This is a genomic window from Rhodococcus sp. AZ1 (assembly GCF_054979605.1).
In genome coordinates, this window is record NZ_JBUEQF010000002.1 from 93,966 (window position 1) to 109,655 (window position 15,690).

12 protein-coding genes and 1 tRNA gene are annotated in these 15,690 nt (G+C 67.8%); 10 read left to right on the plus strand and 3 right to left on the minus strand.

The genetic code is table 11. The annotated features are described in order from the left end of the window. Positions 1-128 precede the first annotated feature (128 nt). From ACY48E_RS02955 to yczR, 4 genes are all read left to right on the plus strand, one after another. Positions 129-872 carry a FadR/GntR family transcriptional regulator gene (locus tag ACY48E_RS02955; RefSeq protein WP_462870604.1) on the plus strand — a complete coding sequence of 248 codons (744 nt, stop codon included), beginning with the start codon at positions 129-131 and terminating at the stop codon, positions 870-872. Between the two features lie 150 nt (positions 873-1,022). Next, on the plus strand, positions 1,023-3,287 hold the full coding sequence (locus ACY48E_RS02960) for a hypothetical protein (protein WP_462870605.1): 2,265 nt from the start codon (positions 1,023-1,025) through the stop codon (positions 3,285-3,287). A 121-nt stretch (positions 3,288-3,408) separates the two neighbouring features. Beyond that, positions 3,409-4,698 carry an adenylosuccinate synthase gene (locus ACY48E_RS02965; protein ID WP_462870606.1) on the plus strand — a complete coding sequence of 430 codons (1,290 nt, stop codon included), beginning with the start codon at positions 3,409-3,411 and terminating at the stop codon, positions 4,696-4,698. Between the two features lie 74 nt (positions 4,699-4,772). After that, a complete protein-coding gene (yczR, locus tag ACY48E_RS02970; protein WP_462870607.1) occupies positions 4,773-6,254 on the plus strand; it encodes a MocR-like transcription factor YczR in 1,482 nt (493 codons plus the stop codon). A gap of 16 nt (positions 6,255-6,270) precedes the next feature. Here the strand turns inward: yczR and ACY48E_RS02975 are convergent, their stop codons facing one another. Together ACY48E_RS02975 and ACY48E_RS02980 are read right to left on the minus strand one after the other, a co-directional pair. Next, positions 6,271-6,465, minus strand: coding sequence for a hypothetical protein (locus tag ACY48E_RS02975; RefSeq protein ID WP_462870608.1), 195 nt, complete (start codon positions 6,463-6,465; stop codon positions 6,271-6,273). A gap of 119 nt (positions 6,466-6,584) precedes the next feature. After that, positions 6,585-6,992 (minus strand): winged helix-turn-helix transcriptional regulator, encoded by a 408-nt coding sequence (locus ACY48E_RS02980; RefSeq protein ID WP_462870609.1) that lies wholly within the window; start codon positions 6,990-6,992, stop codon positions 6,585-6,587. A 106-nt stretch (positions 6,993-7,098) separates the two neighbouring features. Between ACY48E_RS02980 and ACY48E_RS02985 the strand changes: the two genes are divergently transcribed. The 4 genes from ACY48E_RS02985 to ACY48E_RS03000 all read left to right on the plus strand — a co-directional run bounded on the left by ACY48E_RS02985 (position 7,099) and on the right by ACY48E_RS03000 (position 12,907). Next, on the plus strand, positions 7,099-7,983 hold the full coding sequence (locus ACY48E_RS02985; protein ID WP_462870610.1) for an SDR family oxidoreductase: 885 nt from the start codon (positions 7,099-7,101) through the stop codon (positions 7,981-7,983). Between the two features lie 176 nt (positions 7,984-8,159). Continuing rightward, positions 8,160-8,909, plus strand: coding sequence for a hypothetical protein (locus ACY48E_RS02990; RefSeq protein ID WP_462870611.1), 750 nt, complete (start codon positions 8,160-8,162; stop codon positions 8,907-8,909). Continuing rightward, positions 8,906-10,996: an Rv1355c family protein gene (locus ACY48E_RS02995; RefSeq protein ID WP_462870612.1), complete on the plus strand. Its 2,091-nt coding sequence runs from the start codon at positions 8,906-8,908 to the stop codon at positions 10,994-10,996. Before ACY48E_RS02990 ends, ACY48E_RS02995 begins: the two co-directional genes overlap by 4 nt. A gap of 102 nt (positions 10,997-11,098) precedes the next feature. Beyond that, the gene (locus ACY48E_RS03000; RefSeq protein WP_462870613.1) at positions 11,099-12,907 is read left to right on the plus strand and encodes a putative bifunctional diguanylate cyclase/phosphodiesterase; all 1,809 of its coding nucleotides are present in this window, start codon (positions 11,099-11,101) and stop codon (positions 12,905-12,907) included. Positions 12,908-12,912: 5 nt separating this feature from the next. Here ACY48E_RS03000 and ACY48E_RS03005 read toward each other — a convergent pair. Continuing rightward, a tRNA-Gly gene (locus ACY48E_RS03005) sits at positions 12,913-12,986 on the minus strand. Positions 12,987-13,029: 43 nt separating this feature from the next. Between ACY48E_RS03005 and dcd the strand changes: the two genes are divergently transcribed. Together dcd and ACY48E_RS03015 are read left to right on the plus strand one after the other, a co-directional pair. Beyond that, the gene (gene dcd, locus ACY48E_RS03010; protein ID WP_462870614.1) at positions 13,030-13,596 is read left to right on the plus strand and encodes a dCTP deaminase; all 567 of its coding nucleotides are present in this window, start codon (positions 13,030-13,032) and stop codon (positions 13,594-13,596) included. Positions 13,597-13,704: 108 nt separating this feature from the next. Then, positions 13,705-15,678: an Hsp70 family protein gene (locus ACY48E_RS03015; protein ID WP_462870615.1), complete on the plus strand. Its 1,974-nt coding sequence runs from the start codon at positions 13,705-13,707 to the stop codon at positions 15,676-15,678. The last annotated feature ends 12 nt before the right edge of the window (positions 15,679-15,690 follow it).

Sequence of the window (15,690 nt, forward strand, 5' to 3'; positions counted from 1 at the left end):
CCATGTCGTTATCGATTCGTAATCTTAACACTGTGTAAATTACCCAGGTGACGCCCAATAGATGCAGTAAACATGGGACTGATCAGCAGATCGAGGACGTCCCACAGCCCACCTGCCAGGAGGTTCCCATGGCACTCGTCGATGACGCCGTCGCTCGAATTCAGCACCTCATCCGCTCCGGCGCGCTCAATCCCGGCCAGAAGCTACCCCCGGAGGCGGAGCTGGCGGCCCAACTCGGCATGTCCCGCAATCCGCTGCGGGAGGCCGTCAAGGTGCTCGCGGCACGTCGGGTTCTCGACGTGCGACGAGGTGACGGCACGTACATCACCGAGCTCTCGCCCTCGCTGCTGTTCGAGGGCCTCGGTGAGGGCGTCGACCTGTTGCGTGACCGCCATCTGGTCGAGGTTCTGGAGGTGCGACGGGTGCTCGAGGCGGCGGCGGCCGCGGCTGCCGCGGCGCGTGCGCAGTCCACGGACGTGGCGTTGATCCGCGGCCACCTCGACGCCATGGTCGAGGCCCGCACCGACATCGAGAACATGGTCGAGCACGACATGGCCTTCCACCGCAGCATCGCCGAGGTGGTCGGTAACGAGTTCCTGCTCTCGATTCTCGACGGGATCGCCCGCAGCACCGAGCGCGTACGGGTGCTGCGCGGGCTGCGCGACGCCGACGCCGTCGACCGCACGATCCGCGAGCACGAGGCGATCCTCGGCGCCATCGAGGCGCGCGATCCGGGCCTGGCTCAGGCGGCTGCCGCCCAGCACATCGCCACCTCGGAGGCGTGGTTGCGTCGCGCCTCGCAGGAGTTCGGCCCCGACGACGCGCTGCGGGGCGACGCGATGGACATGCACGCTCTCACGGCCACACTGTGAGATCCGCCTGGCCAAACATGGAATGAATCGAGCACGTCTCGGATGGATTTCGAGAAATTGACCCCGAGAGTTCTTTAGACATCCTATGGTCGTCGATGAGACGTGATCCACGTCTCATTCTCACTCGCTTCGGGTGGACCGGGAGGTCTCGTGCACGGATCGATTCATCGACGACTCTGCGCGGCGGCCGTGGCCGCCGTCCTCGTGCTGGCCGGCCCGGCCGCCACTGCACAGGCTGCCCCTGCACCCCCACCGACCCCGTCGGCCTCGCAGAGCCCCTCGGCCACAGCCGACACGCTGACGTCGTTCTACACCGCCAACGACGCCTCGAAGGGCTGGGTCGACCTGTCTCAGACGGATCTGTCGTACGTGCGCGCTGCGCAGGCGACGATGTCGCCGGGGCTCACCGTCCCCATCACCAACGCCTGGCACGGGAACCCGGTGACAGGGTGGACGAGCACATCGCAGACCTTCACGTGGACCGTCGACAGCCCTGTGGCGCAGGACTATTCGGTGGACGTGCTGATCTCCGGGGCGTCGGGGACCATCGAGGTGGCTTCGCAGACGTCGTCGGTGCGCAAGAACTACGCCACCGCCGTCTCCGGCTGGAGCAAGGATCGCTTCGGCGTCCTGCCGATCCCGGCGGGCCGATCGACCCTGACGGTGCGCGCGGTCGCGGGCAGCAACCTGAACATGGGTCTGCTCTCCCTCGAACTGGCCCCGGCCTCGCGCATCGCGGCCATCGACGCGGCGGCCGCCGCCGGCCACGGTGACGCGAGTTGGATGCGATCGAACCCCACGGGCGCGTTCTACCAGTGGGGTCAGTGGGGTGCGTATCCCGACGGTTCGCAGCCGGCCTGGCCCGTGGTGTACCAGAACGCGAACTTCGACACCCTCGCCGAGAACGTGCGCTCCATGGGGTTCGGATACGTGGTCTGGTCGATCTCGTGGACCTCGTACTACATCGCCGCACCGATCTCGGCCGTCGACGCGGTGCTGCCCGGACGAACCACGCAGACCGACTACCTCGGGGCCATGATCAAGGCGTTCACCGACCGCGGGATCCGGGTGATGTTCTACTACCACACCGGGCACGACGAGAATCCGAACGCGGACTGGTGGAACGCGTTCTGGGGCGTGTCCCCGACCGGGTTCTGGGCGCGCAAGGAGAAGGCGATCGGCCGCTGGATCGACATCGTCACCGAGATCGGCAACCGCTACGGCCGCGGTCTGAGCGGATGGCTGTTCGACGACGGTGGCAACTACTACCCGTTCCCCACGGCTCTGGTGAATTCAGCTCTGCGAGCGGGGAATCCGGATCGGATCTACTCCTTCAACGTCCAGTTCCCGCCCAACGCGCCGGTGTACACCGCGTACCAGGATTACGCCTTCGGTGAGAACAACACCGGCTGGCAGTACCGCACCGACGCGCAGGGGCGGATTCTCGACGGCCCGCTCGCCGGCCAGCAGGGATTCGGGAACGTGCTCGTCGACAACGGCGACTGGGGCGTGCGGGCGGGCGACACGGCTCCGATCACCCCGCGCGTGAGCCAGTACGAGTTGACCAAGTACGCCCAGCACAATTACCTCACCCATCAGTCCATCGCGATGGCCATGCGCATGTGGGGTGACCTGACGCAGGGCCGGGACTCGGTGGCGGCGGTGACCGGCGCCAACGACTCGTGGCGGTCGCGGCAACTGGTGACCACCGTCGACGACGCGTCGCCTGCGATCTCCTACACCGGCCCGTGGCAGGTGTCCGATCCGGGCAGCTGCCAGGAGGACACGTGCCACAACAGCAACGTCGCCGGCAACAGTGCACAGTTCTCGTTCACGGGCACCGGTGCGTCCCTGATCGGCATTCTCGGACCGGATCAGGGTCGAGCACAGCTGTACGTCGACGGCGTTCTGGACCGCACGGTCGATCTGTCGAATCCGGTGCGTCAGGTCGGCGTCCCGGTGTACCGGGTGACGGGCCTGTCGCCCGGAGCCCACGTGCTGCGGTTGGTCACCGAGTCCACCGCGTGGGTCTCGGTCGACGCGATAACCGTCTCGACAGGCCGGACCGTCGACGACGCCGATCCGGCCCTGACCTATCGGGGCTCGTGGAGCACCGCGTACGCCGTGGGATGTGAGCGGGCCACGTGCCACAACTCCAACGCCGCCGGCAACGAGGTGTCGATGAGCTTCACCGGCACCGGCTTCACCTGGAACAGCATCGTCGGGCCCGATCAGGGACGAGCCGAGGTGTGGGTGGACGGCGTGCGGGTTCGCACGGTCGACCTCTACAACCCTGTTCGGACGGTCGGGCGCGCGGTGCACACGAGCGTGGGCCTGCCGGCGGGCTCGCACACGGTACGCATCGTCGACGTCGGGTCAGGTTACGTGAGCGTCGATTCGATCGACACGCTGTGAAACGGCCGGTTATCCCACCCGCGCGGCTGCGCGGCACCCGAGGTCGGAGCAGGTGCGCTGGGCTAGACTGTGCCACCGGCTCGCGCCGATCTTCGGTGCGTCGGACCGTAGGAGCACTCTCATGCCGGCAATCGTCCTCATCGGCGCCCAGTGGGGCGACGAGGGCAAGGGCAAAGCGACCGATCTCTTCGGCGAGCGCCTGCAGTGGGTGGTTCGGTACCAGGGCGGCAACAACGCCGGCCACACCGTGGTGCTGCCCGGGGGTGACAAGTTCGCGCTGCACCTGATCCCGTCCGGCATCCTCACTCCCGGAACCAACAACGTCATCGGCAACGGCGTGGTGGTCGATCCGGGTGTGCTGCTGACCGAACTGGACGGGCTCGAGAAGCGCGGCGTGGATACTTCCAAGCTTCTGATCAGCGCTGATGCGCACCTGATCATGCCGTACCACGTGGCCATCGACAAGGTCACCGAGCGCTTCCTCGGGGCCCGCAAGATCGGCACCACGGGCCGCGGTATCGGTCCGTGCTATCAGGACAAGATCGCCCGCGTGGGGGTGCGGGTGGCGGACGTGCTCGACGAGAAGATCCTCACCCAGAAGGTCGAGGCGGCTCTCGAGTTCAAGAACCAGGTGCTCTCGAAGATCTACAACCGACGCGCTCTGGATCCGCAGCAGGTGGTCGAGGAGGTTCTCGAGCAGGCCGACGGCTTCAAGCACCGGATCGCCGACACCCGTCTGGCCCTGAACCTGGCCCTCGAGCGCGGTGAGACGGTGCTTCTCGAGGGTTCACAGGGCACGCTTCTCGATGTCGATCACGGCACGTACCCGTACGTGACGTCGTCGAACCCGACAGCAGGCGGTGCCGCGGTGGGTTCGGGTATCGGGCCGGGACGCATCGAGACGGTGCTGGGCATTCTGAAGGCGTACACCACGCGGGTGGGTTCGGGCCCGTTCCCCACCGAACTGTTCGACAACCACGGCGAGTACCTGGCCAAGCAGGGCGGCGAGGTGGGTGTGACCACGGGCCGGGCGCGCCGCACGGGCTGGTTCGACGCCGTCATCGCCCGCTACGCCACGCGTGTCAACGGCATTACCGACTACTTCCTCACCAAGTTGGACGTGCTGTCCTCGCTGGACACGGTGCCCATCTGTGTCGCTTACGACGTCGACGGCACGCGGGTGGAGGACATGCCGATGACGCAGACCGGTTTTCATCACGCGCGCCCGATCTACGAGGAGATGCCGGGATGGTGGGAGGACATCTCCGCTGCCCGCACCTTCGCGGAGCTGCCCGCCAATGCCCGCGCGTACGTCGAGCGGCTCGAGGAACTCTCGGGCGCGCGGATGTCCTACATCGGGGTCGGTCCCGGGCGTGACCAGACCATCGTCCGGCACGACATCCTCGCCTGACCCGCGGGTCGTCGAGGGTGGGTGATCGGTCACTGGCCTTGTGATGGAGGTCCAGTCGAACCGATACTGGTGGGGTGCCCGTTCGCGTCCTGACCGCCGCCCACCTGGCGCGTGATCTGGGTCAGTGGCGTGTCGGCGACGGCCGCCCGGCCCGGCCCACCTATCGGGCTCTGGCCGACGGCATTCGACTGCTGGTGCACGACGGTCGTATCCCGCTCGGCTCGGCCCTGCCCAGTGAACGCGATCTGTCCGCCGAACTGGGGCTCTCGCGCACCACGATCACCAATTGCTACGCGGTGTTGCGATCGGAGGGGTACCTGCTGAGCAGGCAGGGCGCCCATTCCACGGTGGCGCTGCCGCCGGGTGCGCGCATGCAGGCGTCGTCGGCTTCGAGATTGTCGGCGCTCGCACCGGGGCCGGTGATCGACATGGCTCACGCGGCGATGGCCGCGCCCGACGACGCCGTCCTGTCGGCGTATTCGTCTGCACTGGAGGCACTTCCGGCGTACCTCTCCGGTCACGGTCTCGAGCCTGTGGGTCTTGCCGTGCTGCGGTCGGCGGTGGCCCAGAGATTCTGCGAGCGCGGGTTGCCCACCACCGAGGATCAGATCATGATCACCAGCGGCGCCCAGCACGCGTGGCGTCTGCTGCTCGGTGTCGGTATCGGCGCCGGTGATCGCGTTCTGGTCGATCACCCCACGTACCCGAACGCTCTCGAGGCGCTGCGGCGTACCGGGGCGGTGACCGTGCCCGTCCCGCTGCTGCCGGGCCCACCGCTGTCGACGCCGCACCGGTGGGATCTCTCCGGGATTCGCAGCGCTGCCAAGCAGACCTCGGCGCGCGTGGCCTTCACGCTCGCGGACTTCCACAATCCGACCGGCGCGGTGCTGGACGAGGCCGGTCGTGCCGAACTGGTCTCCATCGCTCACGAGTGCTCGATGATGCTCGTGGTGGACGAGACGATGGTGGATCTGTGGATCGATCAGCCACCCCCGCCGCCCACCGCGTCGTTCGACACGGGGACCGGGGGCGGCGTGGTCACCATCGGGTCCGCGTCCAAGTCGTTCTGGGGTGGCCTGCGGGTCGGGTGGATCCGTGCCCGCCCCACGTTGATCTCGCGTCTGGTCACCTCGCGAGCGGCGCTCGACATCGGCACCCCGGTTCTCGATCAGCTGGCATGCGCAGCGCTGCTCGCCGAGCATGCCGACATACTCGGACCCCGCCGCGAGGTGCTGCGCCACCAGCGCGGGGTGTTGGCGCGGGCGGTGGAGCAGCACCTGCCCGACTGGGCGTTCGATTTGCCGCCCGGCGGTATGTCGATGTGGTTGCAGATGCCCACCGAGGCGTCGACGGCCCTGGCGGCCGTGGGGCCGGCGCACGGGGTGGAGTTGGCCGCGGGGCCACGGTTCGGGGTGGACGGCGCCTTCGACCGGTGGATCCGGTTGCCGTTCTCACTCGGTCAGGAGCAGCTACGCGCGGCCGTCGATGCCGTGGCGTCGGCCTACCGCTCGTTGGCTCCCCGAGAGGCGTCCGGCACGAGATCGCCGGTGTGGTGACCGTTCGTCGCGGACGTCAGGGGCTGAAGGAGGGCTCGCGGACGGCGTCGAGTGTGGTGTCGACCAGCCGACTTCGTACCAGAGGGTGGTCGAGGTCGGTATGCGATCCGAGTTCTTCGCAGTCACCGCGGGCGGCGACGCGGCCGAGGGTGACCGCTGCGAACGCGGCGAGCGCAAACCACGTAGCAACAATGGCGACCACGATCATCATTCCGCTTTTCTAGCACCTGTTACCGGATTATTGAAAGCCGGAACGGCGCTGTGGGAAATTTCCGACCTCGAGATTTGTTTCAGCCATATTTCGGGGAACGGATCGTCATTTTTCGCATGTCAGACGGTATGCGACGGGTGGTCGGAGTCGTAGGCACCGCGAACCTGCAGCACGGTCTCGATGTTCGTCTCGATGATCGAGATCAGGTCGGTGAGACGTTCGGCCACCGCTCGGCCCAGGGGAGTGAGGGAGTACTCCACGTGCGGGGGAATGGTCTCGAGAACCGACCTGTGCACCATGCCGTCGCGCTCGAGGGTCTGCAGCGTTCGGGCGAGCATGCGTTCGCTCACCCCGTCCACGCGTCGCCGCAGGGCACCGAAACGGAGGTCGCCGTCGTAGAGCGCCGCGAGCGCGAGCCCTGCCCAGCGGCCGGTCGCGTGCTGAAGGGCCGATCGCGATTGGCAGTGCCGGCTGAACACGTCCGGCTCGAACCCGTCCGTGCCGCAGGCATCGGTCTCGTCGTCCATCGCTCGAGGATAACCCGGTGACCGACGATGTTGCACTGCATGAAATGTTAGTACAGTATCCAGCGTCAGTACCCGCGAACCCCGCGGGCGAACGGAAGGAACGAACATGTCGAGTACCGATTCCAGTGGCGCGGCAATTGCGGTGACCGGTGCCACCGGCGCTCTGGGCGCGCTCACCATCGACCACCTGCTCGCCGGCGGAGTACGTCCGGCCGACGTGGTCGCCGTCGTGCGCAGCGCCGCCAAGGCCGAGTCGCTCGCCGAGCGTGGGGTGAGCGTGCGTGTGGCGGAGTACGACGACCGCGGCGCATTGCGCGCGGCGTTCGACGGCGTCGAGCGGGTGCTGCTGATCTCGGGATCGGAGATGGGTCGGCGCGTTGCTCAGCACCGCAACGTGATCGAGGCGGCCGAGGCCGCCGGGGTGTCACTGCTGGCCTACACCAGCGTTCTGCGAGCCGATACGTCCTCGCTGTTCCCCGCTCCCGACCACGCGAGCACCGAGGCCGATCTCGCGCGGTCGTCGGTGCCGTCGGTGATCCTGCGCAACGGGTGGTACGCGGAGAACTACCTGCCGGGTCTGGCCCATGTGGTCGAGACGGGTGTGCACACCGCTGCCAGCGGTGACGGGCTGATCGCCGCTGCCGCGCGCACCGACTACGCCGAGGCGGCAGCCCGCGTCCTCATCGCCGACGATCAGTCGGGGCGGGTCCACGAGCTCGGTGGCGGAGAGCGTCTCACGTCCGCCGATCACGCGAGGATCATCGGCGAGGTGGCCGGGCGTGAGATCACCCATCGCGATGTCACCGAGGCCGAGTACGCGAGCCTGCTCGCGGCCGGCGGGGTGCCCGCGGACCTGGCCGCCGCGTTGGCCGCCGCCGAGACCGCCACCAAGAATGGCGATCTCGACACCGTGTCGACCGATCTCGAACAGATCATCGGTCGTCCCACCACACCGTTCCGTGAGGTGATCGAGCGGGCCCTCGGTGCCTGACGGTCAAACGTTCAACCGTTCACGCCCAGCCTCGAAGTCGTTCGGCCGACCCGAAATGAGGGCATAAGTCGTAATAGTGACGTATTTATCAAGCGGAAGGTTTTCAATCACCCCGTAAGCGTTCTCGGCGGCTGTTCTACTGGAGCGAGGAGAACTCTTCATGAAGGGACAGACCGATGCTCGGGACATCGAAGCTGCGATTGATCACCGGTACGGGGTCACTCTCGGACCACCAGCCCACCACCAGGTACTACCGAGATCCGGCGGCGGCCTACCGCGTGGTGATCGCCCGCCCGGCGGACGAGCCGCAGCTGTGGGCACAGTTCATGGACGGTGCCGTGCGGTCCTACGAGCGCTTCGGCGTGGCCGCGGCACTCAACCTCGAGAAGGTGGCCGACGGCGAGCGCACCTCGCTGTTCTTCCTTGCTCAGGACGACGACGGGCGCGCTCTGGGCGGTGTCCGGCTCGAGGGCCCCGCCACCGATCCGCGTCAGACGAACGCCGATGGTGAATTCGCCAGCGATCCGTTCGGGCGAGCAGCGTTGCGGCGCATGATCTCCGAGCGGATTCCGCACGGGGTGCTCGAAGGCAAGACAGGCTGGGTGGCCGAGCAGCAGCCGCCCGGCCGGAAGGTAGCCGACGTGGTCTCGCAGGCACTGCCGATCGCCGGAGCGTTGTTGGATGCGAGGTACATGCTCTGCACGTCATCGGCCCATGCCGCGCGGCTGCACCAGAGAGCTGGTGCGGTGATCGCCGAACACATTCCTGCCGTCGCCTACCCCGACGACCGGTACCGCACCAAGGTTTTCTGGTGGGACCGAGCCACTTTGGTCGACCATGCCGATCCCGATGCGTACGACTCGATGATGCGGGCCACAGAGGCAGTGATGGACGGCACCGGCCCGTTCGCTCGGGACCGGTGGTGACCGTGATCGACCCGGGTACGCACACCGCCGAGATCATCGATGTCGGCAACGATGTCGGGCGCCGCCGTTTCGAGGAGCTCTCGGCCGATCCCACCGTGACCATCCTGAACACCCTCGATCAGCAACGCGAGGGCCTGCGCTCGATCAGGCCGGTCGCCGACACCGATCTGCTGGACGAGCCGATGCGCTGGGTCCATTACCCGTGGCGCCGGACCGTCGTCGCCACGCTCGGCCCGCGCGGATTCCGCCGGTTGCGACTCGACCGCAATCGCAACAAGATCACCGCGCAGGAGCAGGATCGACTCGCGAGCCTGTGTGTCGGCATCGTCGGGCTCAGCGTGGGTCATGCGATTGCACACTCGATCGCCCTCGACGGGCTGTGCGGGGAGATTCGGCTCGCCGACTTCGACGAGATCGAACTGTCCAATCTCAACCGGATCCCCGCGACACTTCTCGATCTCGGGGTCAACAAGACCGTGGTGGCGGCCCGCCGAATCGCCGAGATCGATCCGTACCTGTCGGTTGTGGTCGATTCCCGTGGATTCACCGAGGAGACCGCGTCCGAGTTCGCCGACGGCCTCGACCTGCTGATCGAGGAGTGCGATTCCATCGACGTGAAGTTCCTGGTCCGTGAGCACGCGCGACGCCGCGGTATCCCGGTGATCATGGAGACCAGCGACCGTGGGCTGCTCGACATCGAGCGGTTCGACCTCGATCCGGCTCGTCCGCTGTTCCACGGCCGTACCGGCTCCATCGACTCGGCGGATCTGAAGGGCCTGTCCACACGCGACAAGGTGCCGTACGTGCTGGCGATCCTCGGTGCCGATCAGTTGTCCGCCCGCATGGCCGCGTCGATGGTCGAGGTCGATCGCACTGTGTCCACGTGGCCGCAGCTCGGGAGCGAGGTCGGTCTCGGTGGCGCGACCGTCGCTGCGGCGGTGCGACGCTTCGGTCTCGGTCGACGGCTCGACTCCGGCCGCGTCCGCGTTCATCTGGACGAGATCCTCGACCGGATCGAGGACCCCGGTCCCACCACCGACGCGCTCGCCTCGGCCCCGCCCCCACCCGAGCCGGACGATCCCGTGGTGGCCGCGGTGCTGCGGGCACCGTCCGGCGGCAACGTCCAGCCGTGGCGCATCGACGCCGACGATCGCTCCCTGCGAGTGCGGGTCGATCCGGCTCGCACCAGTGGCCTCGACGTCGAGTTCCGCGGATCGCACGTCTCGCTCGGAGCTGCACTGTTCAACGCCCGCGTCGCAGCTGCTCGTGATCATCGGCTGGGACCGGTGCGTGTGGAGGTCGATCACGACCGGTTGTCCACGTTCACAATGGAATACGGCGACGGGACCGACGAGCGTCTGGCGTCGCTGTACGACGGTGTGCTGGCCCGTGGCACCAATCGCACTCTCGGAGTCCCCGCCCCGCTGGACGAGCTCACCCTGGCAGCGCTGGACTCGGCCGCGCGTGCGGAGGGTGGCCGGGTGTACGTGGTCACCGATCGCGCGGCGGTCGCAACCATCGCCGACATCCTGGGCGAGACCGATCGGCTGCGGTACCTCACCGCGCAGCTGCACCGGGAGATGGTCTCGGAGCTGCGATGGCCGGGCGACGACGATCCGGACACCGGCATCGAGGTGATCGGCCTCGGGATGGATCGCACCGACGTGGTCAAGCTCGACGTGGTGCGCCGGCCCGAGGTGATGGAGCTGCTCGCCCAGTGGGACGCCGGCCGAGCCCTGGGGGAGGACACCCACGATCGCGTGTCCGCGTCGTCGGCCATCGCAGTGGTCACCGTGGACGGCAGTGAACCGACCGACTTCGTTCGCGGCGGCGGCGCGGTGGAGTACGTCTGGGTTGCAGCACAGCAGGCGGGCCTCGCCGTCCACCCGGTCTCGCCGACCTTCATCTACGCCGCGACCGAGGAGGAGTTCGCCGAGCTGTCACCGACCTACGGGCCGCAACTCGCGGACCTGCGCGCACGCTTCCTCGACACCGTGGGGGTTGGCGCGGGTGAGTCGCTCGCGCTGGTCTTGCGGCTCGCCCATGCACCCGACAGCGGGTACCGCAGCCGTCGCCGCGCGATCTGATTGCAGCCCACCGAATTGTGGGATGTCATAGAGTCGAATTCGACGGGGGTCGAGTTGAGGCGGTGAGTGCGGGTGGACTCACGACGTGGTTTGCAGTCCGTCGTGTCGCGAGTTGCCGCGCATCTGATCGGCGTGGACGCCGACAACGTCAATGATGTCTATGTGCGGGTGCTCCGCGACCTGGTGCAGGTGTTCGACATCGATGTCTGCTTCCTGCGCCACACCGATCTGGAGAACCGCACGTCGATCCTGGTCGCGGAGTGGCCACCGCGCGAGGCTCCCGATCCGGATCCGCTGGGTGTGGTCTCGTTCGACTCGGACTCGGTGTTCCGGCAGACCGAGCATCTCACCAAGCCGACCTTCTTCCGTCCGGTGCCCGCCGCCGAGGACTACCGGCAGCGTGTACAGGCCGCGACCGGCTTCGAGGCGACCTCGACAGCCGTGGTGCCGATGGTCTCCGCCGGCCGGAACGTGGGGATGCTGGGGTTCGCCAAATCCGGCGACAAGCGGTGGAGTGGGGAGGAGGAACGCGCCCTCGTGGCGATCGCGTCCCTGTTCACCCAGTTGCTCGGGCGCCTGCGCGCCGAGGACCGTCTGCGATTTCTCGTCGAGCATGATCCGGTGACGGGGGTGCTCAATCGTCGAGGGCTCTACGACAGGCTCTCCCAGCGTCTGAACGAGAAGGTCGACGATGTGGTCGCGGTTCTCTTCGTCGACCTCGATCGGTGGAAGTCGTTGCACGACAACTTCGGAACCGCCGTATCCGATCCCTTCCTCACCTCGGTGGCGGCGACACTGGTGGATTCCCTCCCTCCCGGTACGCCGATCGCCCGCTGGGGTGGCGACGAGTTCGTGGTGTTGCTCGATCATGTGTGTGTGGCGGAGGAGGCCGTCGAGCTCGCGGAGGGGATCCAGCAGCGAACCGCGGCGGAACCCCTGCGGGTCCGCGGCGAAACCTACTCGCGCACACTCAGTATCGGGATCTCCGTGGGCACGTCGTCCGATTCCACGGCGGACGACCTGATCAGCAACGCCGACCAGGCCGTGATCGCGGCGAAGGCTCAGGGCGGGCGAAGCGTGGTGCTGTTCGACCCGACTCTGCACAGCCGCAACGAGTTGAGCAACGACATCGAACTGCACCTGCGGTCGGCGATCGCCGACGGCGAGCTGGTCCTGCACTTCCAGCCCGAGGTCGATCTGCGAACAGGGGCCATCGTCGGGGTCGAGGCGCTCGTGCGGTGGGAGCATCCGGTGCGCGGCCTGCTCTCGCCGGATCAGTTCGTTCCCATTGCGGAGGCGTCGAATCTGTCGGTGGCGCTGGGTCGTTGGGTGTTGGTGGAGGCGTGCCGCATCTACAGCACGTGGGCCGCGGAGCTTCCGGACCTGTCGATCGTGCTGCGGGTGAACATATCTCCGCCGCAGTTGCTCTCCCAGGACTTCCTGGACCTGCTGCGCGCGACCATCGCCGAGTATGCGATCGATCCGCGCTCGCTCTGCCTCGAGATCACCGAGGCCGCCGTCGTCGACGACATCGAGGGCTCCGCGGAGACACTGCGGAGCGTGCGAGAGCTGGGCTTGTCGGTGGCCATCGACGATTTCGGGACCGGCTACAGCTCCCTGTCGCACCTGCTGGTCCTACCGGTCGATGCGCTGAAGATCGACCGTACCTTCGTGGCGGAGTTGGCCATCAACCCTCGGGATCAGGCGTTGGTGCGAGCCATCGCCACCCTCGCCGACCACTTCGGGCTCGGACTCATCGCCGAGGGGGTCGAGGAGGCGGACGCGGTGCCCGTGCTGCTCGGCGTCGGTTGCACCCAGGCGCAGGGGTACCTCTTCTCGCGGCCCGTCACCGCGGAGGCCACGAAGGAACTGCTCCTGCATGGCCTGCGTTCGGCCAGGCCGGAACGCTGAACGTGTGGAGCCGACGACGGGAATCGAACCCGCGTGTGCAGCTTGGGAAGCTGCCGTTCTGCCATTGAACTACGTCGGCGATGGGAACCAGGTTAGCAAACCCGACCCGCTACCCTGACCGGGTGCTTCTCTCCGACTGCGACATCCGCGCCGAGATCGCCGGCGGTTCCCTCGGCATCGACCCGTTCGATCCGTCGATGGTGCAGCCGTCGAGCGTCGACGTCCGGCTGGACGGGTTGTTCCGCGTGTTCAACAACACCAGGTACACCCACATCGATCCGGCGCAGCGCCAGGACGACCTCACCACGCTGGTCGAGCGGGCGGAGGGCGAGCCCTTCGTGCTTCATCCGGGCGAGTTCGTGCTCGGGTCCACGCTCGAACTGACGACGCTCCCCGACTATCTCGCCGGTCGACTCGAGGGCAAGAGCTCGTTGGGTCGGCTCGGACTGCTGACCCATTCGACCGCCGGGTTCATCGATCCGGGCTTCAGCGGCCACATCACCCTCGAGCTGTCGAACGTGGCGAATCTGCCGATCACGTTGTGGCCGGGGATGAAGATCGGGCAGTTGTGCCTGATCAGGCTGTCCAGCCCGGCGGAGATCCCGTACGGCAGCGCGTCCGTGGGGTCGAAGTACCAGGGCCAGCGCGGACCGACTCCGTCGAAGGCCTACCTGAACTTTCAGAAGTAGACCGAAAGTCTGTTTTTGCGGACCAACTCTTTTGCTCTTCCTGGTTTCAGTCCGTAACCTGCGTGTATCAGTTTGCAACCGTCGGGGTCTGGAGACGAGGTGTCATCAATGGCCGAGGACACGGTGGCCAACGAGGGTTCGAGCGCGAATCCGGACGAGAACATGTTCGGCGCATCCCTGGGTACGTCCTGCGTCCGTGGGGTCCTGAGCAGCAGTAACGGCACCATCGTCGATTCCGGCACGCGCTCGTTCACCGTCCGGGGCGACCTGCTGGAAACCGCCGTGGGAGAAACGCTCGCCATTGCCGAATTCTATGGCGTGGATAACCCCGTCCTGGTGGTTGCCGATGCAGATGCTCTCGAACCAAATCGTTTCGACGGCGTACGACTGGTCGGAGAAATTCCGGCGGTGCTCGCGGCGGCTCGCGCGACGTCGATCCTCGAACTGTCGTCGGTAGCGGTGGTCGTCGATGTCGGCCGGGCATCCACTCGCGTCTACACCCTCGATGTCGTCAGCGGCGAGATGCTGACGGGGGAGACAACCGAACACTTCAGCGGCGACGTGTGCGACGCCATCGTGGTCGAGCACCTGCGCGCGATGTACGCCGTCGAGCCGGTGTCCGACGCCGACCTCGCCCAGCTCGCGGTCGATGCCTCGGACGCCAAATTATGGCTGAGCGCCCGCCCGCTCGTGGACGTGCCAGGCCCGTTCATCTCGGGTTCGGTTCGTCTGCGCCGCAACGTCTTCGACGCGCTGATCGCACCGGCGCTGAGCGTCGTCTCCACTATGGTGACCACGGCACTGGGGCAGAACCAGGTCGACGCCGTTCTGATCATCGGTGGCGGCGCCAACATCGAAGCCGTCTCGCGCGCCATCATGGCGATCACCGAGCTGCCCGTCCTGACTCCGGATCAGCCCGAGATGTTCACCGCGGTCGGCGCTGCCGTTCTCGGTGCGGCCCCGCCGCCGGTCGGTGTGACGGCTGCGGCCCCGCCGCCGGTCGGTGTGACGGCCCCGGCCGCAGCGGCAGCCGGAGGCGCTGCAGCGGCGCTTAGCCCGCTGGTCACCGGCGCGGCAGGGTCCGCGACCGACCTTCCGGCAGCATGGCAGGGACCCCTCCCCGCTCCCACGCCGACTGCCACCACGCCACCAGCCCCCACCCCGCCCTCTCCCACACCGCCCTCTCCGACCCCGCCCGCCCCCACACCGGCGGCCCCGAACGGGGCGCGACCGGCGGCCAAGCGTGTTCTCGCCGCAGAGGCCGCCGCCGCGGCAGCGGCTGCCGCGACCATCGCATCGGCGCGCGCCGAGTCGGCAACCCCGCCTGCCGCAACCCCGCCTGCTGTGACCCCGCCTGCCGCAACCCCGCCTGCCGCGACCCCGCCTGCTGCGGCCCAGCCTGCCGCGGCCCAGCCCGCGGACGATTCGCAGACCGTCGTCATGCCCGCCGTGCCCGCAGCGGCGTCGGCAGCGCCTCTTGCTCCCAGCGCCGGCAAGGCCACCCCGCCCCCTGCCACCCCACCCCCGGCCCCAGAGGCCGTGCCCTCGGACGACCCCGACGGCGAACCGGTAGCGGCCGCGGGATTCTTCTCTCGTCGTCTGCGAGTAGCCGTCGCGTCGTTGGTGGCGCTGGTGATCGGCGTGCTTGCCGTGGCGATCGCGTTGGCCGCCCAGCCGCCGGAGGTACAGGTCAGTGAGCCGGTGACGTCGCAGTCACCGATCCCGACGGCGGTGCCGACCACCACGCGGGGGCCGGTCACGTCCTCGGTGCCTCCCTCGAGTGGCACGACGGCCACCTCGACCACGTCCGCTCCGGTGACGTCGAGCACAGACACGCCGACGCCGACACCGAATGACCAGGTCACGCCCCCGCCGGTGCGCGTTGTCCCAGCTCCGCGCGTAACCACCGCGCAGCCGCCGCCGATAACCTCGCAGACACCGCCGACCTCCCAGTCCCCGGCAACCACCCGGACGCGTGTCACCACCACGACCACCCAGGCACCTCCCCCGCCGCCGACCACGACGACGGACGCTCCGGTGGTCACCACCACCACCGCCCCCGACCCCCCGGCGGTGCCCTAGCTGGATGGAGGG